Raw genomic sequence first — 22,246 nt, forward strand, 5'->3', positions numbered from 1 at the left:
TAAAGAAACAAATGAAAAACCGGGCTTCCGTGTTAATGTATATTAAACAGAAGCCCGATTCGTGTTAATTATGCCGTGTGATTCTCTTTGAAGAGCTTCAGGCGCTCTTCGAGGAGTGCATACTGATGCGGTTTGATAAAAGAGGTGCAGGCGCGCAAACCTTCCTGGTTACTTCCCGTCGTGCTCAATGAGATGGCGCTTACTCCGTAGTAAATGAGTTCTTCCATCAATTCGCCTCCGGTCATGCCCGGATAGGAGATCGTGAAGTAGAACCCGTCGGCAATCGGCTCGTCCAAGTCGTGGTCGTACACGATCCGGAAGCCGTAGTCTGTAAATATCTTCTTGAGCTTTTCCGCCCGGCGTCCGTATTCTTTCACTTCCGAAATGAAGTCGAACGTTCCGTCCGCTGCAGCCTTGAACATGGCTGCCAGTGCAAATTGTGCCGAATGGCTTGTTCCGGACGACATGGCATAGAGCACGCGGTGGATGTACACCGTTCCGAATGTGCCTCCGCCGTAACGTTGTGTCAGTCCCGGATAGGCGCGGTGATAGAGTTTGTCGGAGATTGCTGTTACACCGATGCGCTGGCCGGCATAGCTGAAGGCTTTGGAACCGGAGATTTGCAGGATGTAATTGTCCGTGTAGCGTGCGACTGTTGCCTGATAAGGCGCCTCAAACGGTTTTCCGAGTGGCTTGCGGAAGTCCATGGCGAAGTAGGCGAGGTCTTCGATTACAATCGTGTCGTATTTATTCGCCATCTCTCCGATAATCTTCAGTTCTTCTTCTTTCAGGCAGAACCAGGCGGGATTGTTGGGATTGGAGTAGATCATGGCGGCTATGTTTCCTTTGGAAAGATACTGTTCCAGTACTTCACGCAGCTTTTCTCCGCGGTATTCGTAAACGTCGAACGATTCATATTTATAACCCATCACCACGATCTGCTGTTTCTGCACAGGGAAACCCGGGTCGATGAACAGGATCGTGTCTTTTCCCGGCGTGCATTGTCCGCTGACCAGGAATGAAGCATATGTTCCCTGCATGGAGCCGGTCACGGGCACGCATCCTTCCGGTGCGACGTCGATGTCGATAAACGCTTTGATGAAGCGGGAGGCTTCGGCTTTTACTTCCGGCGTCCCGTTGATATTCGGATAGATGGATGCAACGCCGTCTTGGAGTGCTTTGATCTCGGCATCGACGCCCACTTGGGCGGCTTTGAGGCCGGGAACACCCATTTCCATGTGGATAAATTCTGTTTTTGTCTCTTGTTCGAGTTGTGTGGATATCGCAACAACCTCACGTATTGTAGCTTTCCCGAAGTCGGGAAGTCCGTAGCCATCGATTATTCGTCTGGCAGTCTGATAATCTACAGGAGTATTCTTCATGATTATTATTATTTATATGAAGGGCAAAAGTAGGAAAATAATCCTTCCGAAGTAAATATTTGTCATGAAACTATTGCAAGATTCAAAATAATATCTACCTTTGCACCGCAATCAAGAGAGATCGCACTAAACTTTGGTTCGGTAGTTCAGCTGGTTAGAATACATGCCTGTCACGCATGGGGTCGCGGGTTCGAGTCCCGTCCGGACCGCTTTCGAAGAAAGCAAAATAAAGAAAAGCTCTGTAATTAATAATTACAGGGCTTTTTTATTATGGGAATATGATATCTTTTCAGAACAGGAAGCCGAGTGAGAAACTCATTATATTCGTTCGCTTGTCGATGCTGAGCGCTCCTTCCTTGTTGGAGGCGTTATTGTTGATTTCGTGGAAGTCGGAAGCAACTTCGTTCAAGCCGAATTCATAGCTGAAGTCAAAAAAGAGACGCCAGATGCTGACTCCTAATCCGGCGGCAAGGCTGATACCGAAAGGCGTACTGTTGTCTACAAACTCACGGGGCATGTCTGTCAGGCTCGTACTGTAGCGATTCTTATAGTTGTATTTGATATTAGGGCCGAACATCATGCTTAACGCATAAGGGCCTTCTTTGACCAGGTAATAGCCGACCATTACCGGTAATTCCAGTGTGGCAGCCTTATAGGTGATCCTGTTTTTGCTTACAGGGTTTGGGGCGAGTGGTCCGTCAAGCGGAAAGTTGTCTTCCTGTGGAATGTTGAAGCGGATATCGCCTTCCGAATATTGCCAGGTAAGGCTCGGCTGTATGTAAAAACGATCGATATTCACACGTGCGAATACCGAAGCTTGGTAACCTACCTTATATTGCAGACGTATGTCTTCCATCTCCACATCGTCGATTGTCAGGGAGTTGACAATAGGAAGGGCTGCGTTCATTCCGACTTTTCCTCCCCAGTTGAATGTCTTGTCTTTTATGGAGATAAACTTCTGGGCATTTACCGGAAAGCAGAGTGGAAGTATCAGCAATAGCAGGTAAATCTTCTTCATCTTTATTTTTTCTTTTTGACCGACCAGCCGAACTTACCGACAAAGTCGCCCAATCCATAATACTTGCCATGGGAATATGCCAACAGATCGGCGCGTTGCATATCGAAAGCCCCTGTCTCCGGATCTAAATATTTGTCGTCGGCCTGTACGTTTACCACATCGGCGATAAACATATCGTGGCTTCCCAACGCCATAACCTCTTTCACCCGGCATTCGATACAGAGCGGACATTCTTCTATGATCGGGGCATTGACAACCGAGGCTTTGCCGGGTGTCAGTTTCATCTCTTCAAACTTAGCGTGGTCCCTGCCGGAGTTGACACCGCACCAATCGGTTGCATAAGCCAGTTCCCGGGTTGTCAGGTTGATGACAAACTCCATATTCTTTTTCAGGATCGGATAGGAGTGACGTTCCGGACGTACGGAGATATAACACATCGGCGGATTGGTACAGATAGTACCGACCCACGCGACGGTTATGATATTATATTCTGAAGGCTCTGAGCCACAACTTACCATTACCGCTGGTAAAGGGTAGATCATCGTGCCGGGCTTCCAGTCGTGTTTCATACAAATTATTTGATGATAATATCTTCTTTATTGATCTTACGCTCGCAATAATGACATCTGATCGTGCCTTTTTCCTTGTCGATCACATCGAAGCGGGTCGGCATCGGTTCATTATTGGTGATGCATTTCGGATTGTTACATTTAACCAGACCAACCAGTTCGTCCGGCAAAGTAACCGTCTTCTTCTCTACAACTTCATAATCGCGGATAATGTTCAGGATCACATTCGGGGCGATCAGGGCGATCCGGTTGATTTCCGCATCGCAGAAGAACTTGTCGGAGATCTTGATTACACCTTTACATCCCATTTTGTTGCTGTGGAAGTTGTTGCCGATTGTGATTGTATTGTCCATGTTTTCCAGTCCTAGCAATTTAGCTACTTTAAACAACTGGCTGGGGGGGATATGATCGATGGCCGTACCGTTTTCTAAAGCGGCGACCTGTAATTCTTTTTTCTTTTCTGCTGACATAGCTTTATAATTGAAAATGGATAATTGAAAATTGAAAATTAATGAACTGGGTTCTTATTCTTCAACAGGGATTCCCAATACTTCACAGATGATAGCCTGGCGGGCAAACAATCCGTTGCGTGCCTGCTGGATGTAGTAAGCCTTGGGATTGTCGTCCACATCATAAGCAATCTCGTTTACACGAGGCAGCGGATGCAGGATGCGCAGGTTTTCGCGGCTGTTTTTCAGCATGTCGTTCTTCAGGATATACACATTCTTCACGCGTTCGTATTCTTCAAGGTCGGTGAAGCGTTCGCGTTGTACGCGGGTCATGTACAGAATATCCGTTTGGTTGATGATCTCTTCCGTAAATTCGGTATATTCGTTGTATTTGATGCCGTGTTTATCGCAGAAATTCTTTTGTTCGTCCGGCATGCGGAGTTCGTTCGGAGCGATAAAGTTGAATGTCGGATTGAAATGGGACATCCCTACGATCAGCGAGTGGACGGTACGTCCGTATTTCAGGTCGCCCACCATCGTGATGGTCAGGTCGGTCAGCTTGCCTTGTGTCTTTTGGATGGAATACAAATCCAGCATGGTTTGTGAGGGATGTTGGTTTGCACCGTCTCCGGCATTGATGATAGGAATATTTGTTACCTCCGAAGCATAGCGGGCAGCGCCTTCCAGGTGATGGCGCATAATGATCAGGTCGACATAGTTGCTTACCATCAGGATGGTATCTTTCAGTGTTTCGCCTTTGGAAGAACTGGTCGTGGATGCATCGGAGAAACCGACCACACGTCCGCCCAACCGGTTCACGGCAGTCTCAAAACTGAGACGGGTACGGGTGGAGGGCTCGAAGAACAAGGTCGCTGCCACTTTGCCTTCCAGCACTTTACGGTTCGGATTCGCTTCAAACTTCCTGGCGTTATCCAGAATACGAAGAATGTCCTCTTTGGTACATTGATCGATAGAAACTAAACTTTTACTTTTCATTGTTGTGTATATTCTGTCTTATGCGTACAAAAGTATAAAAAAATGCATAGACAATGTCATGGCTTCTGTTATTTTTCTCCGTATTTCCTGTTTGAGGCTTTTTGCTGTAAATATGCGAATATTTGCCATTTATTCCGTAAAAAAGAACACTCTGTTTGTGATATATAGTTATATATTTGTGTGACAGTAATTAAGATAAGGTGCACTATTATTATTTATCCATATTCACAATTAATAATAGGCCTTGAAACCGAACACCTGACAGGCTTTAATTAAAACTGTAGGCTATGATTTAAAATACCATTCAGTAACAGAGGATAATTGCGGTGCTTGCGTATAAAAAATAATTAGTTAGTAGCCCTCTGTACTGAGTGGTTATTTTATATCTTTTCGACAAAGTACGGATAATTCAAATTTTGCCGGATATGGGACAAACAATTATTATTTAGGGGGGCTTATTGTATAAAACGTATTTTTAAAGAGAAAAAGAGGTTTGAATCCAAACAAATGTTAATCCGCTTTTTTGACCTCAAAAAGGGACTTTTTCTACTTTTTTGAGTGTTTTCCTCCATTACGACCGTCCTCTTTGCCACTGCGACCGTGCTAATGTGTAGTGCACTCGGCACCTCGCGAAGATTAGGACGGTCGTAATGGCGATTAGGACGGTCGTAATTGGAAAGAGGACCGTTTTCAGGGCAAAAAAGCACCTGAATTTCCTTTGAATATTTGGGACGCCATCCGTTTAATTTTCAAATATTCGATTCTCCGGGAGTTAAGGTTTATCACTTTGACGGCGTTTCCGGTTTTCTGCAATCAAAATGCACACTTTTTGAAACAGTCCCGGCACCTCTTTTTTTTACTTGTCAAAAAGAGAGGCTAAAACCGTAAAAAGAGTCAATCCAAAATGAATCGGAATTTCGGATGAAATAGAAAAATAGCTGAAAAAGGGGGTTATTGTAAAATTCTGCCGATTCTCCGGATAATACATATTTGTTTTGACTTACCAGATTGAATTTTTTTATTTAGCTTTGTAAGCTAAGTAACAAATATAACAAAATGTCTATCAATAAAACTCTATATAGTGCTTCTTTTACAGCTGCAAGTCTGGCTTTTAACGAGACGAATGCGTTGTTGCCGATTTTGATGTCTACTGACGCAGATGTACTTATAAAGGATGAAATACGAGAGAATAGATTGCTTCATATCCATTCGGAACAATCCCGTAAACGCGTAATTGCCGAGATTCAAAAACGCTTTAGATCTGTTGGGCGCTCTTTTTGGGAGTTGTATATGAATCAACAAGAAAAAGAACAGCGTACTTTTTTGTTCTTTGTCCTGCTGAAATGTTACCGTTTACTTTTTGATTTTCATTTTAATGTTGTCATTCCTAAATGGAGATCGGTGGAACAGAAAGTGGCTACTTCCGATTTTCTTTCAGAACTATATGAATTAGCGGCAAAAGACAAGTTTGTAGATAGTTGGTCAGAACAGACCAAAAAGAAAGTAGCAATGACTTATATTGTTATACTGAAACAATGTGGAATATTGGATGCTGCTACAATGAATTTAAGTTCTTTGCGTTTGAAAGATGAGAACTATGCTTATTTTCTGCAAAACAATGAAGGGTGGTTCTTGGAAGCGTGTCTGCTTCCTGCTTATGAGATAGAACGAATAAAGGAGATTTTAAGATGACGGTTGAGCAATTGTATGAAAAGTTATGCGATTCCAGTTTCCAGAATACGGAAGAAGGCGATTTGTTTTATAACTTTTATATTTATCTATACGATGCGGAAAAAGAATATGAGATACGCAAGCAGATTCAACGATTTAAGGAGAATCTGATTCGTCCTGCCAACTATGTGGATGTACTGATGTTGGATCTGTATGAAACTTTTTGCGAATTTATGGACGGCCTTTCTTTTGGAAAGAAACATCCGTCTTATTTGAAGTATCTTTTTGATAAAGATGCTGCGAATCAAGATGCTGTAATGCGCTCTTTGACGACAAAAGCGAATAGTAAAGAGTTTTATGAATATATTCACCAGCGTATATTGGCTCATATCTCTGCGGAAACGGATTACAAACGGCCTTATGTTTTTTTGTATGGAATAGGGCAGATGTATCCTTTGTTGCGGACAAATGTGTTTCTTACAAATTATGAAGCTTATAATGAAGTGAACAAGTATAAAATAATTGTTTTTTATCCGGGAAAACAGGTTGATAATACTTTTAGTCTTTTCGGATGCCTGGAAGATGCCCATGCTTATAGGGCTACACTATTAATTAATGATTAACGGCGATATTATGAAATTACAAGATTTATACAGTAAAGATATTACAAGAACTGTCAATCCGGCAGTTTCGGTAAGTGACTTGGATGAGAAGACAGTCCGGATAGAAATCGAAGAATATGTTTTTACCGATGAAATTATAAATGGACTTTATACGATACTGAATGCGATCAAAAATAAGAAAGTACATCATACCGGTATTTGGTTGAATGGTTATTATGGCTCCGGAAAGTCTCATTTCTTGAAATATTTGAATTATTGTATTTCTCCCCAATATCAGGAAAGAGCATTGGCGCGTTTGGTCGAAGCTGTTGAGATGCATGATCCGATGCGACATGGAAACAGTGCGAGCCAGGTAATGCCTTCCGATATGCGAGACTTGGCTCTTTGGCTTCAGCGTGCGACTGTCGATATTGTCATGTTTAATATCGGAGCGGTTCATAATATCCGGGGGAACGAGAAGCAGGTTTTTACCGAAGTTTTCTGGGGCGAATTTAATGCTTTCCGGGGGTTCAACCATTTTAATATTGCTTTGGCACAGCATTTTGAAAAGTTACTTCAAAGCAAAGGCGTTTTTGATGCTTTTAAGTCACGTTTGGAAGAGGAAGGATTTGATTGGGAAAAGCAGGCGGATGATTTGGCTACACAGGAATTGGATTTTATTTTGGAAATAGGAAAAGAACTGGTTCCGACGATGAGTATCGATGCGATCCGTCCAAAAATAGCCAACGACGATTATAATGTCAGTGTTGAGAAATTTATGAACGAATTGCAACTGTATCTGGCGGATAAAGACAACGATTACCGATTGTTGTTTCTGGCGGATGAGGTTTCCCAATTTATCAATAACCGTCGGGGCGTATTGTTGCAGTTGCAGGAACTGATCACGAGTTTGCATGAAAAATGTGGGGATAAAATATGGGTGGCTTGTACGGCACAGCAAGATCTTTCGGAGTTGGTCGGTGCTTGTAACATCGTGAAAGGCTCGGAAGACTATGGTAAGATTATGGGACGTTTCGAGGTTCGAGCTTCCTTGAAAAGTACACAACCCGAATATATTACCCAAAAACGTATTCTGGACAAGAAAGGAACGGCTATGGTTGAGTTGGGAAAGCTGTATCAGGAGAAAAAGGATGCGATCTCTTCCCAGTTCCAGTTACCTGTGTCCTATCGTTCGTATAACTCCGAACAGGATTTTGTGGATTATTATCCTTTCGTCCCTTATCAGTTCAAGTTGATCGCTAAAGTGTTTGCTTCTTTTGAGAATTTAGGATATGTGGTGACGGAAGTTAAAGATAATGAGCGATCGATTCTGAAGATAACTCACAGTACGGCTAAACTGACAAAAGACGAAGAGGTCGGTAAGTTTATTTCTTTCGACCAGTTTTTCCGGGAGATGTTCGACCAGAATCTGACGGCATTAGGACAGAAGGCTATGAAAAATGCCAAAGATATTATCAGCACTTATTCGAATCCGGAATTTGGAGAGCGGGTGGTAAGGCTCATTTTTATGATCTGCAATCTTTCGGATACGGAAAAGTTGTTGTTCCCTGCTTCTTTGGAAAATCTTGTTTGTCTGTTGATGCAAGATGTCGATGCAAATAAATTGCGGTTGCGTAGCGAGGTTGAAAAGGTTCTCCAGTTCCTTATAGAGAAGAGCGTTTTGCGTAGTGAACGGGGGAAAGACGGGGCGCCCGATACCTATTGCCTGTATTCGGAAGATGAAATGCAGGTTGCCCAGTTGATTAAGAATCAGCAACCGGATGTAAATTCTATCTCCGAACAGTTGAAAAATATATTCTTCGGTTATTTAGCCAATCCGTCCAATAAAGTAATCTATTGCGATAATGCGTTTACGGTGGGCGTCTCCATTATGGGCCGTAATTATCTGACGAATAATCCGGATATCGCCGTGGAGTTTGTGATGGATAGCGATACGCCGAATCCGGACCAATATGCTTTTAGAAATGACAAGAATCGTTTGGCAGTTTTTCTGTTTCCGCTGTATGCTGAAAATAAAGAATTGCAACGGGATTTTTTCTGGTACTGCCAAGTGCAGAAGTATCGCACGGATGTGCCTCCGGCCAATGATAGCCGTGCGCAGACGAATAAGGAATTTGCCGAACGGGCATTGGAAGTCTATAATAATAAGATTAAGCCTATATTCCACCGGATGTTTGATACTTGTTCTTTTGTTGCCGGTGCGAGTGTGATCCAATCGGAAGAATTGGGTGCTGTAAAAGGAGCCGATCGGTATAAAGAGGTTTTGACCAGGCATTTGTCAACTCTTTATCCGCGTGCGGTTATGTGTTCATCTATTGATTTTCCGCGGACAACGGATGATTTGAAACGGAAAATAATGCGGCCGGTTGAAGCAGGCGATTATTCGGAGCTGTCCATGACTCTTCCTGAGCAGGAGGTGGAAACCTTCTTGAACCGGCAAATACGGGATGTGATGCTTCCCGAAATATTGAAACATTTTAAAGCATCTCCTTTCGGCTGGTCTGATTTCTCGACGATTTATGTCGTGAACGAATTGGTTAGGAGAGGCAAACGAGCTTTTACATATAATAATGAACCGAATTGTTCCCGTGAACAGATTGCGGACAGGATTGTCAGGACTTCGGAGCAACCGAAATTTGCTGTTTCCGTAGCGGAACAAATCCCGCAGGATTTGATTAACGGAGCGATAGAGGCTTGGAAATATATATTTAATATTGTACAGGTCTTTAAAACGATAGATGGAAATGAGTTATTCCGTCAGATGAAAGAAACGGACGGATCCGCTTTGGTTCAGGTTCGGAAGGAGTACAGGAAACTATATGAACAGTGTCGGCATTATCCCTTCAGTTCTGTTTTGTCCGGACTGTTGGATATGTTGGATGAATGGAGCTTAGAACGGGATCCTGAGAAATTCTTCAAGCAAGTGATTGCTATGCGTGAAGAGGGTCACCTTTGCGTGGATCGTTGTAAGCAAGTGGCAGTTTTTATGCATGATCAGGTCGATAACTATGAAAAACTGTTGAGGTTCCTGGAAGAGAATACTGATAACTTTAATTATCTTCCGGAATCGTGTTGGGATTCCTTGAGAGAATTGAAAAAGTTGAAAACGGATGAGTGGCCGATACAAGATTTCCGTATTTACCTGAAGCTAAAAAAAGAGATCGAATATGAAATCCGCAAGGTAAAGGATCAAATCCGGAAGGAGATCGAAAACGGTTGTAATGAGGGCTTTGACCGATTGGATCAGTTAGCCGTTCAGCAAAATGTAGATCGATGTATTTATGCCGATCGGGATGCTGTTATTGTGAAGAGAAAAGCTCCTGAACAAATCGCCACATTAAAATTGAATCTCAATACGATTGACAGATTCTTTGCGGATCAGGTGGCAAAGATTTGGGCAGAAGTCAACCGGAAAGAGAAAAAGCCTGTTTCCGGCGTAAAGGGTAGCGATATGGGGAAACCGGTTGATTCAGGCCTCCCTTCTTCCAAAGTCGCGGAATCTCCCACATTAAAGACAGTTTCTTTGAAGACGGGAACAGTTCATGTCATAAAAACAGAACAAGATGTGGATGCCTATTTATCTTCCTTGAAGGAACAATTGATGTCGTATATTCAGAAGGACGAACAAATTATTATTGAGTAAATGGATACCAATTCGATAAAGAAATTTGCCGTAAAGGCACGTGATATATTAAAGGCGGGTGTGGCACAGCGTTTGTCTGCGTTGGGTTTCGATAGCGAAGGTCATGCGGACGAACTTCCTCAACAGCTGTCCGGCGGCACGTTATATCAGGAAAGACTTTGGGACGAGTCATTTTATGACAAATGGATGAAACTGTATCATCAGATCGAACGTTCGGGTATAAAAGAGGTGTATGAAGAAGCGGCTTATACCTGGTTCAACCGTTTTATGGCGATTCGTATTATGCAGAAGAATGGTTTTGTTGCTCCGGTCTTGGCGTATGAGTCCGAAGATTTGCGTATTCCGTTGATCGTAGCGGAAGCACGCCGGGGACGCTTGCCCCAAATGCTGGAACGTGACCGCCTGAAATTGCAAAGTTTGTTGGGCGATGATACGAAAGAGGTGGAACAGTTTGCTTTACTGATCACTTCGTTTTGCCATTTCAATCCGTTGCTAAACCGTGTGTTCGGACAGATGGCGGATTATACGGAGTTATTGTTGCCGACCAATATCTTGTCGGAAGGCGGTTTTATTGATTTGCTGAATCATACGGATTTTATCTCGGATGAAGACTACCGGCAGTCTGAATTGATCGGTTGGCTTTACCAATTCTATATCTCTGAAAAGAAAGACGAGGTGTTTGCCGCTTTCAAGAACAAAAAGAAAGCGGAAGCAGAGGATATTCCGGCAGCGACACAGATCTTTACGCCGAATTGGATCGTGAAATATATGGTACAGAACACGGTCGGGCGCATTTATTTGGATAATAACCCGTATAGTGATTTGAAAGAAGGCTGGAAGTATCTGGTCGAACCTTCCGAAGCGATATCGGAAGAGGCAAAACTGGAAATCCCGGATATCGAAGCGATGAAAGTGCTGGATCCGGCTTGCGGTTCCGGACATATTCTGGTGGAAGCCTTCGATTTGTTTTATCAGATTTACCGGGAAGAAGGATATTCTCGCCGGGAGGCAGTCGAGGCGATCTTGACACGCAACTTGTTCGGGGTGGATATCGATACGCGTGCCCGCCAGTTGGCGATGTTTGCCTTGCTGATGAAAGCGGCTCAGCTGGATCCTTATTTTTTAGAAGCCGGTGTTTTGCCTCAAGTGCTTGATATGAGTGGCATTCCGGAGATAAACGCAGGGACAAAAGGCGATTTGTCTGATTTGTTGATAACACGGGATGATAAAGTGCTGACAGAGTTAATGGATGCTTTGAAGTTGATGCAGCAAGCGAATAACTTGGGATCGATTATGAAATTCCGGATTTCTTCGGAAACGCGCGATTTGGTAGAAAGACGTTTACGGGAATATCGGGAGAATGGCGAATTACCGCCGAGCGTGCAGGCGTTCCTTCCGGCTTTCCGACTCTTGTTGGTTTTGACTGCACAGTATGCAGCGGTTGTAGCCAATCCACCGTATATGAAGAGTGGAAATATGAATGCGGAGTTGAGTAAATATGTGGCGGATAATTATACGGAAGGGAAAGCGGATTTGTTTGCTGTTTTCATGTATGTCGCTATGAACTTGCTTCAGGACAAAGGAAAGATGGGTATGATAAATATGCAGAGTTGGATGTTTCTTTCTTCGTTCGAGAAACTGCGTAAGTTTTTCCTGGATAATTATCAGATCGATAATATGCTGCATCTTGGTCCTCGCACATTTGATGAGTTGAGTGGCGAGGTGGTTCAGAATACGGCGTTTGTTATATCTAAGCATTTGCCTTTAAATGGAGGTGTGTATCATCGATTGATAGATGGACGCTGTTGTGCAGATAAGGAGGATTTGTTTTTTAAAGGAGATAATTGCTATAAAAATATTTCTCAGAAGAACTTTGAGAAGATTCCGGGATGTCCGATTGGGTATTGGGTGAGTGAGAAGATCGTAAACTTATATTCTGGTTCTCAGATAAAGGATATTGCTGTATTTAAAAGAGGCATTGGAACAGGTGATAACAATAGATTTTTAAGAATTTGGAGTGAAGTAAATTTTTTTTTAATAGATATTAAGCCTACAGTAAATCGAAAGAAATGGCAGAAATATAATAAAGGGGGGGATTTTCGAAAATGGTTTGGTAATAATGAATATGTTATTAATTGGGAAAATAGTGGTGCTGAAATTATAAATTATTGTTTGGCTAATGGCAAACAAGCTAGTCGTCCTCAAAATTTGCAATATAATTATAAACAGAATATTAGTTATTCATCATTAACCTCTGGTAAACCTTCGTATAGAAGTTATAATGACTTCTTGAATGATCAAGCCGGTAATTATTTTATTGTTAATCAGTTGGGCTATTATTATATTTTATTGGGGTTTTTGAATTCAAAAGTGTCGTATTATTTTAAAAGTATAAAGAATAATACATTAAATATAACAGCTGATGATTTAATTACAATTCCATTTCTGTTTTGTAATATTGAAAAAATAGGGAAAAGAGTTTGTGAGAGCATAACTATTTCTAAAACTGATTGGGACTCCCACGAAACCTCTTGGGACTTCCAACAAAACGAACTCATCCGTTTAAGCCGGGAAGATTTCAGTTCCACCAGCACGGAACAAAAGTTTCATGAGCATGAAACAAAAGTTCCATGGGCATGGAACAAAAATTTCATGGGCATGGAACAACTTTTCCATGTCTACGAGCAATACTGGACATCCCAGTTCCTCCAGCTTCACCATAACGAGGAAGAACTCAACCGACAGTTTATCGAAATCTACGGCCTGCAAGACGAACTTACGCCCGATGTCCCCTTAGACGAGATCACAATTCTTCAACAAGGCGAAATTTCTATCGTCGACGGACAATTGAAGTTTAATGCCGATGCCGTTATCAAGCAATTCATCAGTTATGCTGTCGGTTGCATGATGGGACGTTATCGTCTGGATCGTCCGGGATTGCATATTGCTTATCCGAATCTTTCGGCGGAGGATATTGCTCCCTATATGTATAACGACAGGGAATTTGTGATCGATGACGACGGTATTATCCCTTTAATGACATCTAAATGCAATTTCTCGGACAATGCATTGAATCGTTTTAATAACTTTGTCCTGCAAGTATTCGGCGAAAAAGCATTGGCGCAAAATCTGAATTTCATAGAAGCCTCCATTGGTAAGACATTGGAAACCTATTTTGTCAAGGACTTCTGGAAAGAGCATTGCCAGCGTTATAGCAAACGACCGATCTATTGGCTGTTCAGCAGTAAGAAAGGCGCTTTTCAAGTATTGGTCTATATGCATCGGATGAATAAATATTCCGCTGATAAAGTCCGTAGCCATTATTTGTTGCCTCATATTCAGTACTTGCTTTCGCTGATCGCAGAATTGGAAGCGCAGGCCTCGTCGTTAACAACCGTCCAACGTAAAGAACTGGCTGGTTTGCAAAAAGATTTGGACGAGTGCAACGAATACGATCTCTATTTGAAAGATGTTGCCGACGCACAAATAGATTTCGATCTGGATGACGGCGTAATGGTCAACTATGCGAAGTTTAAGGGAGTTTTGGCTCCGATTAAATAAGGACGATTGCATTAACGAAAGAAAGTTGCATGGAAAATATAAAAGAATTGTTTAATCATCTTCGTTTCCAATGTGAGAATGAAGTTATCGAATTCAAAAAAGCGGAACGTAATTTTGATATCTCGGAGTTGGGCAAATATTTTTCCGCTTTGAGCAATGAAGCCAATTTGCGTGGATTGGATTTCGGATGGCTTGTTTTCGGTGTGGAAGATAAGACTCGTATGGTTACCGGTTCTTCTTTCAAGGTTGGGCAAATCCATTTGGAGCGATTAAAGGAAACAATTGCCCAGAATTTGACCGAGCGGATTTCTTTTCGTGATATTTATGAGTATTATGAAGAAGGTAAACGCATCTTGATCTTTAAAATTCCGGCAGCACCCAGAGGTTTGCCGATCGCATGGAACGGTCAATGCTATGGGCGACGGGGAGAAAGCCTTGTGCCTCTTGATCCGAGCAAGTATGATGAGATGCGTAACCAGACTTTACATACGGATTGGTCGGCTGTAATCGTGCCGGATGCAACTTTAAATGATTTGGATGAAGAAGCTTTGGCGAAAGCGCGTGTCATGTTCAAAAAGGTAAATCCCCGTTTGGCCAATGAAGTGGATGATTGGGATACCTGGACCTTTCTGCAAAAAGCGGAAGTTGCGTATGAAGGCCAATTGACGAGGGCTGCTTTGCTGCTTTTGGGAAAAGAGGATTGTCGTCGTTTTATGCGTCCGGCTGTTTTGCAGATTACCTGGGTTTTGCGCGACAGTCGCGATATGGAAATCGATTATGAACATTTTACCATACCTTATTTGATGACTGTGGACAAAGTTTTGGCAAAGATCCGTAATCTCACTTTTCGCGAGTTACCGGGTGGAACTTTATTCCCGGATACAATGAAGCAGTATGACGATTATACGATTCGTGAGGCTTTACACAATTGTATTGCTCATACGGATTATAAAATGGAACAGCGCATAACGTTGGTGGAGGTTGAAAATACATGCTTGTACTTTTCTAATGGTGGAGGTTTTATTCCGGGTAATGTAGAGAACGCAATTCGGCAGAATGGCCCTCAGAAATATTACCGGAATCGCTGTTTGTGCTCAGGAATGGTGAATTTCAACATGATCGATACGATTGGTCGGGGGATTAAAAAGATGTTTATGGAGCAGCGAAAGCGCTATTTCCCGATGCCTGATTATATGATTGACGAGGTGAACCGGGAAGTGACGGTGAAAATATATGGTCAGATGCTGGATTCAAAATATGTAGATATCCTGAAAGAGGATTTGGATCTGTCATTGGCTGAGTGTATGTGGCTGGATGCTATACAGAAGCACAGACCCATTACGGATGATGCTGTAAAAAGTTTAAAGGCTAAAAAACTTATTGAAGGAAGAAAACCCTGTTTCTTTATTTCGGCGAAAACGGCGAAGGCTATGAATCAGTTGCCTGAATATGTCCGTTTATCCGGAATTGACAAGGATGTTTGCTGGGAGTTAGTGAAAAAGATATTGTTGAAGTCCGGTGATAAGGGAGTTTCCCGTGCGGATATATTCAAAACATTGACTAATGCCCTTTCGGAAATGAAGGATGATAATCAGAAACTGAAATGGGTGAGTAACTATCTGGCAGCATTAAGGAAGGAACATAAGATCGAATATAAAGATCGACGATGGTTTTTAGTCGTGAATTAGTCGTGAATTAGTCGTGAATTAGTCGCGTTTTAGTCGCTCTGTTTATGTATATTTCTTTTTATCAGTATGTTATGGAGAGATGTTTTAGTCGCGATTGTTAGAAAATGAAGTATGATGATACAAAACAAAATATATAGCTATTTCGAACGGAACGAAAATCTCCGTGTTTTATTCCTCTTTGATCCGGTGGATGAAATAGGGGCGGAACTGTATGACCTGGTGTGGAAACCAGGATATCGATATGTTGATTTCGATGGATGTTGGTTTCGTACACAATATCGATTGGAGCATGAATGGGCGAACGATAAAGTGATATTGCGTTTCCTTCGTCAAAGTCCGGCGACGACAAAGGATAAACAGGATTTTCCCTTGTTGGGATTGCTTGTTGCCAATATGGAGTATAAAAATGATGATTATGCCGCTTTTATGCAGCATAATCATATAGATATGCGCTTTTCCCAGTATGTTCAACGTCATATAGCAGAATTGCAACTTGAAAAGGTGAATAAGATTATTGGGGCTTATTATAATCAGAGCTTTGATATCAATGTTGTGAATCGTGGAATGATTTCAGTTTATCTGGAGGCGAGCAAGTTGCTTGATTGGGATGAAATTCTGGTTCGTTTATTGATATTGGGATTACCGGAAGAAAAGAATAAAAGGGACTCTTTTTTCAGGAAGCTGATTGGTAATAAAGATGCGCAGCATGCATTGGATCATGCGGTAGAAGATTATTTTGGAGTTGAAATATCTTATAATGAGGAAGAACGTGTAAAACGATTGGTGGAATGTCTGAAATACAATGCGATAGCCCAATCATTAGCGGTAATACCGACGGATCGATACAAAGGTTACAAGATAACAAATGCTTATAGGCTGCAATTAATGAACCGTGTTTTGGAATGCGGGTTGCAACATGTGCGTCTGTCTGATAAATTTTTAAAGTCATTAACGCTGTTAGGAAAAGATATTCAAGAGTCGGAAATTATCAAATATTATGGGGCAAAGGCGAATTATTTCTATTTGCCCGACGCTTTGTGTTGGCCTATTTTGCAACAATTGTTACTGCGGATAAACACGGATGCCGAAAGTATTTTCTCCTATGTGCGGGAGATGAGTATCCGGATAAATCGGGAGTCGGAGGTGCTTAAAGTTGTTCATTATGCAGAGAAAGCAGCCTCTTACTATAAGTCGGTAAAAGGTTTGGGTTCTTTGGTCTTGAATTCTCCAGATTTATATATCCGGAAATATGTAACTGAATTTTATCTTGTAGATAATTGCTACAGAAAGTCTTTGGCTGTTTTCAACGGTATAAATTTAGCAGATTGCCCTATTTCAGATGAGCTGAATGTATTTAAAAAGCAATTGGATGAGGATTATGCGCAGTTGACTTTTGCTTTTAATTTGGAGTGGATGCGTTGCGTTGAGCAAACAGACGGAGGTTTTCAATCTGTTTCATTGAAAAGACAAGCTGATTTTTATCAGCATGAGGTTCAGGATTATTCCTATAAGTTGGTTGTCATCGTAAGTGATGCGTTGCGCTATGAAGTAGCGGCCGATCTGCTGGAAGAATTGAATAAAGATACTCGGAATGTAGCCCGGTTAGATGCGAATCTGGCTACCTTGCCAACCGAGACGAAGTATGGTAAAACTGTTCTGTTGCCTCATCGGCAGGCAAATTTCAACAAGGGGAAAATGACACTGGATAAAGGTTATGCAGTGGATACGTTGTCGCAACGTTCTGCCTTTTTGGAGCGGTATCGGGATAATGCTTGTTGTGTGGATTATCAGACGGTTGTCAAAGGTTCGCAGAGCTTGAACCGTGAGTTGTTTAAAAAGCCTTTGGTATATGTCTTCCATAATGTGATTGATGATATCGGGCATTCTGCGAATCCGACGGATGTCGTGGAGGCTTGTAGAAAAGCGGTAGAACAGCTTGCTGCGATGGTTAAATCGATTCATGCCTCTTTTAATGTGAATCGGGTGCTGGTGACATCCGATCATGGCTTTCTTTATAACGATATTTTATTTGAAGAAAAAGATAAACAACGGATAGAGGAAGAGAATATAGAGGCGACATCCCGGTATTATTTGACGGAATCAAATGAATCTGTTCCGGGAATAATCAAATATCCGTTGTCCGGTGTTTCGGAGATGAAAGAGGATGCTGTTTATATAGCTTTACCTTTGGCAACGAACCGTCTGAAAGTTCCGGGGGGCGGGTATAGTTTTGCTCATGGAGGTGCCTCTTTACAGGAAATGATAATTCCGGTCATCACCAGTTCTTTGAAAAAGACCTCTTTGAAACAGAAAGTGAATCCGGTCTTGATGACTAAAAATTTATCGATTGTCTCAAGTCGTTTGAAGTTTGTTTTGATTCAGGACGAGGCGATTTCAGGAGAGTTTATTGAACGAGAAATTGTTTGTGGCCTTTACGAAAATGAAGAATTGATGTGTCTGGAGAAATCTATCGGTCTGAATTGCCCTGATATCGATTTGACAAACAGACAAATTCCGGTAGAGTTGACTTTGAATAAATCGGCCCGCGGACAAATTCTTAAATTGAGGATTTATGATGCGGAAGATCTTTTGAATCCTCTTATTGAAGAGAATGTACGGAACAATACATTAATAGAACAAGAATTCTAAAGCTATGAATTTGCAAGAGAAGATATTGAGCGCTTTTGTCGGTAAGGTTGTCCGTAAGGACCTGGCCTTTTTAGTGAAAGGTAATTTACCTGTTCCTACTTATGTCTTGGAGTATTTGCTTGGACAATATTGTGCGAGTGATGACGAACAGATTATTGAGGAAGGGCTTGAAAAAGTAAAAGATGTAATACGAAATAATTATGTACATCGTGCGGAAGCAGAAGAGATTAAAGGCAAGATACGGGAAAAAGGCCGGTATCGGGTGATCGATAAGATAACGGTGGCTCTGAATGATAGTATCGCCAATCAATATGAGGCTTCTTTTGCGAATTTGGGATTGTCGCGCATACCTATCGCGGATCAGTTTGTGATTGATAACCCAAAGCTGTTATCGGGTAATGGGGTTTGGTGTATTGTTACGATAAATTACTTAAGTAGCGATACTGCTAAAATCCGTTGGGAGATCGATACTTTGAAGCCGATTCAGATATCGTCAGTGGATCTGGATGAGTTTATCCGGCAAAGAGAGATGTTCACGACAGAAGAATGGATCGATTTTTTGATGCATACTGTGGGATTAAGTCCGGAGCTTTTGAATCGGAGGGAAAAACTGATTGTTCTGGCTCGTTTACTCCCTCATGTGGAGAACAATTTCAATTTTATGGAGTTGGGACCAAAAGGGACTGGAAAGTCTCATGTATTTCAGGAGTTGTCTCCGTATGGTGTACTTGTCTCCGGAGGGGATGTGACATCGGCTCGCTTGTTTGTGAAATATTCCGGCAATAAGGAACTATTAGGATTAGTCGGATACTGGGATGTCGTGGCATGGGATGAATTTGAACAGCAGAAAGGAAAAACGGTAGATCCTGTTATGATCGACACGATGCAGAATTATCTGGCAAATAAGTCTTTTAATAGAGGTAAAGGAGCTCATGAGGCTTCTGCTTCTATGGCTTTTGTCGGGAATACGAAGCATACGGTTCCTTATATGTTAAAGAATTCACATCTGTTCGAGTCTATTCCTGTGGCTTTTATTAAGGGAGCTTTTCTGGATCGTATTCACTTATATAATCCAGGGTGGGAGATTAAAATGCTGAAGAAAGACTCTTTTAGTAAAGGATATGGTTTGATTACGGACTATATAGCTGCTATTTTGCATGAGTTGCGGAAATTGGATTATTCAGGGAATATTTCTAATTATGTGAAGTTTGACGGATCATTATCGGAACGAGATCATTTGGCTATTCGGAAGACTTTTTCTGGCATGACTAAGTTATTGTATCCGAATGGAAAATATACCGAGGAGGAGGTCTTGGAGTTAATTGATTTTGCCGCGGAATCAAGGAAACGCGTGAAAGACCAGTTATATATTATAGACGAAACATTTAAAGCAGAACCTGCCAAATTTGAATATTTGGAACTTAAGACTGGAAATACACGGCAAGTGGAAACATTGGAACGTATTGAAAATCCGATATATCCTGCTCTAATTATAAAAGACGAAGAGCTTTCTTTGTCAACAGAATGTAATCAAAGGAAAGAAGAGGTAGCTGAGAAAAAAGCAAGACCTCGCATTGGACAATTACCAGAAAAACAAATTAATATTCGTTTGAATCAAAAGGGTATTAGTTATCGTTCCCTATTTGCTGATTATTTGAAAGATGCTAAACAAATTACAATTACAGATCCATTTATCCGTTTGCCTTATCAGATTCGTAATTTATTGGATTTTATTCAAATGCTGATTGATACGAATATTCATCCGGAGTTGCTGGATATTGTTTTAAAGACACAAAATGAAGATAGCGGCATCCCTGAAATGATAGATGTATTGGATGATATAGCAGAGGATTTGCAAAGCTATGGAGTGCAATTCAAATATTCTTTTGATGCTGCCCATGATAGAAGTGTCGTTGCAGATAATGGTTGGTCTATATCGTTAGGGAGAGGTTTAGATATTTTTGAACCTTTTGGAAAATATGCGTTGGCGCAAGCAAAGCAAGAGAATCGGAGGTGTAAGGAGTTTACCGTGATCTATATGAAGAGTAATTGATTTTTTATGTGCTCGGGCCCCGCTAAGGGGCAATTTCCGCACAAATCTTTTCAAGATAAGTGGCATCCGTTTCATCGAACGTGCCAAGCGCATCACTGTCTATATCCAGGACGGCAACGACTTTAGCCTCTTTGATGACCGGCACGACGATTTCTGAACGGGAGGCGGAGTTGCAGGCGATATGGCCGGGAAACTTATCGACATCCGGAACGATGATTGTGCGGGCTTCTTTCCAGGCTGTGCCGCATACGCCTTTCCCGTAGCGGATGCGCGTGCAAGCCAACGGGCCTTGGAATGGTCCCAATATTAACGTGTCTTCTATCACTCTGTAGAAACCGACCCAGAAGAAACCGAATGTCTGCCGGAGAGCGGCGGCGATATTTGCCATATTTGCCACTGCGTCAGTCTCACCGACTGTCAATGCTTTCAATTGAGGAAGCAGTGTTTCGTATTGTTCTTTTTTGCTTCCGTCGTTGATTACTAAATTTTCCGCCATAATTTTTATACTTTATAAGATAACAAAAGTAACCTTTTTTTCTAAATCTGCGTACCTTTGCAGCATGACTAAACAGAATTCTCCTTTAGTGCTCGGTACCGAGCCGATCAGCAAGCTGCTGACGCAATACGCCATTCCTGCCATTATTGCCATGACGGCCTCTTCGCTCTATAATATGGCTGACAGTATCTTTATCGGACATGGCGTCGGGGCGTTAGCGATCTCGGGCCTTGCCCTGACCTTTCCGTTGATGAATCTGGCTGCCGCTTTCGGTTCGCTGGTCGGGGTGGGGGCTTCCACACTGGTGTCTGTGAAGTTAGGGCAAAAGGATTACGAGGGGGCGAACCGGGTGTTGGGAAACGTGCTGGTGCTGAATGTGGTGTTGGGACTTGCGTTTACGCTGGCTTTCATGATGTTTCTCGATCCTATCCTCTATTTCTTCGGAGCGAGTGAGAATACGATCGGGTATGCGCGCGATTACATGAAAGTGATCCTGATGGGGAATGTGGTGACGCATATGTATTTAGGACTGAACTCAGTCCTGCGCTCTTCCGGCTTTCCGAAGATGGCTATGTATGCAACGCTGGCATCCGTGGTGATCAACTGTGTGTTGAATCCCCTCTTTATCTTCGGTTTCGGCTGGGGAATCAAGGGGTCGGCGTGGGCAACGGTTATCTCGCAGGTTATTTCCCTGACCGGACAATTGATCCATTTCTCCCGGCCGACACAACTTTTGCATTTTAAAAAGGGCATTTTCCGACTGAAGAATGAGATTGTGAAAGGCATCCTCTACATTGGGCTGTCGCCTTTCCTGATGAACCTTTGCGCTTGTTTGATCGTAATCCTGATTAATCGGGGGCTGAAAGAACATGGGGGCGATATGGCGATCGGGGCATACGGGATCGTGAACCGGATTATATTTCTTTTTATTATGATTATCATGGGATTCAACCAGGGAATGCAACCGATTGCCGGTTATAATTTCGGTGCCCGCCTCTATCCGCGTGTGACGGAGGTGACGAAGCTGACGATGAAGTGGGCGATCGGGGTGGCAACAACAGGTTTTCTGCTTTGCCAGCTGTTCCCTTCGATGATTGTCCGTATGTTTACAACCTATCCGGAGTTGATTGCGGCGGCTGTATCAGGCTTGCATATCGTCTTTGCCGTTTTTCCGATTGTCGGATTCCAGATGGTGGCGACGAACTTTTTCCTTTCTATCGGGATGTCGAAAAAGGCGATCTTTCTTTCGTTGACGCGTCAGTTGCTGTTCCTCGTACCCTGCCTGCTGATTCTTCCTCCCTGGCTTGGCACGTTGGGCGTCTGGATCAGTATTCCGATTGCCGATGCGACTGCTACCGCCGTGACCGCTGTTGTATTAATAAACCAGTTCAGGAAGTTTCGTGCTAAATAAAAAATGTATATCTTTGTGACAACACATACTATTTAGA

Annotated in this window: 14 protein-coding genes and 1 tRNA gene; 9 read left to right on the forward strand and 6 right to left on the reverse strand. The window is 42.4% G+C overall.

Annotation, left to right across the window (positions count from 1 at the left end; all coding sequences use genetic code 11):
- Nucleotides 1-68: 68 nt before the first annotated feature.
- Complete coding sequence (locus DWW90_RS15050; protein ID WP_122332377.1) at nt 69-1,382, reverse strand: pyridoxal phosphate-dependent aminotransferase; 1,314 nt, start codon at nt 1,380-1,382, stop codon at nt 69-71.
- A 135-nt stretch (nt 1,383-1,517) separates the two neighbouring features.
- On the opposite strand from DWW90_RS15050, the gene DWW90_RS15055 reads away from it, so the two are divergent.
- Nucleotides 1,518-1,591: transfer RNA gene (locus tag DWW90_RS15055), tRNA-Asp, on the forward strand.
- A gap of 80 nt (nt 1,592-1,671) precedes the next feature.
- Here the strand turns inward: DWW90_RS15055 and DWW90_RS15060 are convergent.
- The 4 genes from DWW90_RS15060 to pyrB are packed head-to-tail and all read right to left on the reverse strand — an operon-like array spanning nt 1,672 to nt 4,414.
- The gene (locus DWW90_RS15060) at nt 1,672-2,400 is read right to left on the reverse strand and encodes a porin family protein (protein WP_115498732.1); all 729 of its coding nucleotides are present in this window, start codon (nt 2,398-2,400) and stop codon (nt 1,672-1,674) included.
- 2 nt (nt 2,401-2,402) lie between these two features.
- The gene (locus DWW90_RS15065) at nt 2,403-2,969 is read right to left on the reverse strand and encodes a flavin reductase family protein (protein WP_115498731.1); all 567 of its coding nucleotides are present in this window, start codon (nt 2,967-2,969) and stop codon (nt 2,403-2,405) included.
- Nucleotides 2,970-2,974: 5 nt separating this feature from the next.
- Nucleotides 2,975-3,439 (reverse strand): aspartate carbamoyltransferase regulatory subunit, encoded by a 465-nt coding sequence (gene pyrI / locus DWW90_RS15070; protein WP_115498730.1) that lies wholly within the window; start codon nt 3,437-3,439, stop codon nt 2,975-2,977.
- 54 nt (nt 3,440-3,493) lie between these two features.
- The gene (gene pyrB / locus DWW90_RS15075) at nt 3,494-4,414 is read right to left on the reverse strand and encodes an aspartate carbamoyltransferase (RefSeq protein ID WP_115498729.1); all 921 of its coding nucleotides are present in this window, start codon (nt 4,412-4,414) and stop codon (nt 3,494-3,496) included.
- A 1,056-nt stretch (nt 4,415-5,470) separates the two neighbouring features.
- Between pyrB and DWW90_RS15080 the strand changes: the two genes are divergently transcribed.
- From DWW90_RS15080 to brxL, 7 genes are all read left to right on the forward strand, one after another.
- The gene (locus tag DWW90_RS15080) at nt 5,471-6,106 is read left to right on the forward strand and encodes a BrxA family protein (protein WP_122345554.1); all 636 of its coding nucleotides are present in this window, start codon (nt 5,471-5,473) and stop codon (nt 6,104-6,106) included.
- The gene (locus DWW90_RS15085) at nt 6,103-6,708 is read left to right on the forward strand and encodes a BREX protein BrxB domain-containing protein (RefSeq protein ID WP_122345555.1); all 606 of its coding nucleotides are present in this window, start codon (nt 6,103-6,105) and stop codon (nt 6,706-6,708) included. The genes DWW90_RS15080 and DWW90_RS15085 overlap by 4 nt, the downstream gene beginning before the upstream one ends.
- A gap of 10 nt (nt 6,709-6,718) precedes the next feature.
- On the forward strand, nt 6,719-10,351 hold the full coding sequence (gene brxC, locus DWW90_RS15090) for a BREX system P-loop protein BrxC (RefSeq protein ID WP_158582848.1): 3,633 nt from the start codon (nt 6,719-6,721) through the stop codon (nt 10,349-10,351).
- Entirely contained in the window at nt 10,352-13,912 is a 3,561-nt protein-coding gene (gene pglX / locus DWW90_RS15095) for a BREX-1 system adenine-specific DNA-methyltransferase PglX (protein WP_122345557.1), read from the forward strand.
- 29 nt (nt 13,913-13,941) lie between these two features.
- Nucleotides 13,942-15,600 carry an RNA-binding domain-containing protein gene (locus DWW90_RS15100; RefSeq protein WP_122345558.1) on the forward strand — a complete coding sequence of 553 codons (1,659 nt, stop codon included), beginning with the start codon at nt 13,942-13,944 and terminating at the stop codon, nt 15,598-15,600.
- Between the two features lie 111 nt (nt 15,601-15,711).
- Complete coding sequence (locus DWW90_RS15105) at nt 15,712-18,249, forward strand: PglZ domain-containing protein (protein ID WP_233547772.1); 2,538 nt, start codon at nt 15,712-15,714, stop codon at nt 18,247-18,249.
- 4 nt (nt 18,250-18,253) lie between these two features.
- Nucleotides 18,254-20,302 (forward strand): BREX system Lon protease-like protein BrxL, encoded by a 2,049-nt coding sequence (gene brxL, locus DWW90_RS15110; protein ID WP_122345559.1) that lies wholly within the window; start codon nt 18,254-18,256, stop codon nt 20,300-20,302.
- Between the two features lie 22 nt (nt 20,303-20,324).
- Here brxL and DWW90_RS15115 read toward each other — a convergent pair whose 3' ends face one another.
- Nucleotides 20,325-20,798 (reverse strand): GAF domain-containing protein, encoded by a 474-nt coding sequence (locus DWW90_RS15115; RefSeq protein ID WP_122345560.1) that lies wholly within the window; start codon nt 20,796-20,798, stop codon nt 20,325-20,327.
- A 64-nt stretch (nt 20,799-20,862) separates the two neighbouring features.
- Here DWW90_RS15115 and DWW90_RS15120 point away from each other — a divergent pair, with 64 nt between their 5' ends.
- Nucleotides 20,863-22,209 carry an MATE family efflux transporter gene (locus DWW90_RS15120; RefSeq protein ID WP_122345561.1) on the forward strand — a complete coding sequence of 449 codons (1,347 nt, stop codon included), beginning with the start codon at nt 20,863-20,865 and terminating at the stop codon, nt 22,207-22,209.
- The last annotated feature ends 37 nt before the right edge of the window (nt 22,210-22,246 follow it).

It is taken from the genome of Parabacteroides sp. AF17-28 (genome assembly GCF_003479205.1).
Taxonomy (GTDB): Bacteria; Bacteroidota; Bacteroidia; order Bacteroidales; family Tannerellaceae; genus Parabacteroides; species Parabacteroides acidifaciens.

Coding starts and splice junctions, on each gene's coding strand:
- DWW90_RS15065 (WP_115498731.1), bottom strand. CDS start 2,969: ATGAAACACGACTGGAAGCCCGGCACGATGATCTACCCTTTACCAGCG.
- DWW90_RS15060 (WP_115498732.1), bottom strand. CDS start 2,400: ATGAAGAAGATTTACCTGCTATTGCTGATACTTCCACTCTGCTTTCCG.
- DWW90_RS15120 (WP_122345561.1), top strand. CDS start 20,863: ATGACTAAACAGAATTCTCCTTTAGTGCTCGGTACCGAGCCGATCAGC.
- brxC (WP_158582848.1), top strand. CDS start 6,719: ATGAAATTACAAGATTTATACAGTAAAGATATTACAAGAACTGTCAAT.
- DWW90_RS15050 (WP_122332377.1), bottom strand. CDS start 1,382: ATGAAGAATACTCCTGTAGATTATCAGACTGCCAGACGAATAATCGAT.
- DWW90_RS15100 (WP_122345558.1), top strand. CDS start 13,942: ATGGAAAATATAAAAGAATTGTTTAATCATCTTCGTTTCCAATGTGAG.
- pglX (WP_122345557.1), top strand. CDS start 10,352: ATGGATACCAATTCGATAAAGAAATTTGCCGTAAAGGCACGTGATATA.
- pyrI (WP_115498730.1), bottom strand. CDS start 3,439: ATGTCAGCAGAAAAGAAAAAAGAATTACAGGTCGCCGCTTTAGAAAAC.
- pyrB (WP_115498729.1), bottom strand. CDS start 4,414: ATGAAAAGTAAAAGTTTAGTTTCTATCGATCAATGTACCAAAGAGGAC.
- DWW90_RS15080 (WP_122345554.1), top strand. CDS start 5,471: ATGTCTATCAATAAAACTCTATATAGTGCTTCTTTTACAGCTGCAAGT.
- DWW90_RS15105 (WP_233547772.1), top strand. CDS start 15,712: ATGATGATACAAAACAAAATATATAGCTATTTCGAACGGAACGAAAAT.
- DWW90_RS15085 (WP_122345555.1), top strand. CDS start 6,103: ATGACGGTTGAGCAATTGTATGAAAAGTTATGCGATTCCAGTTTCCAG.
- DWW90_RS15115 (WP_122345560.1), bottom strand. CDS start 20,798: ATGGCGGAAAATTTAGTAATCAACGACGGAAGCAAAAAAGAACAATAC.
- brxL (WP_122345559.1), top strand. CDS start 18,254: ATGAATTTGCAAGAGAAGATATTGAGCGCTTTTGTCGGTAAGGTTGTC.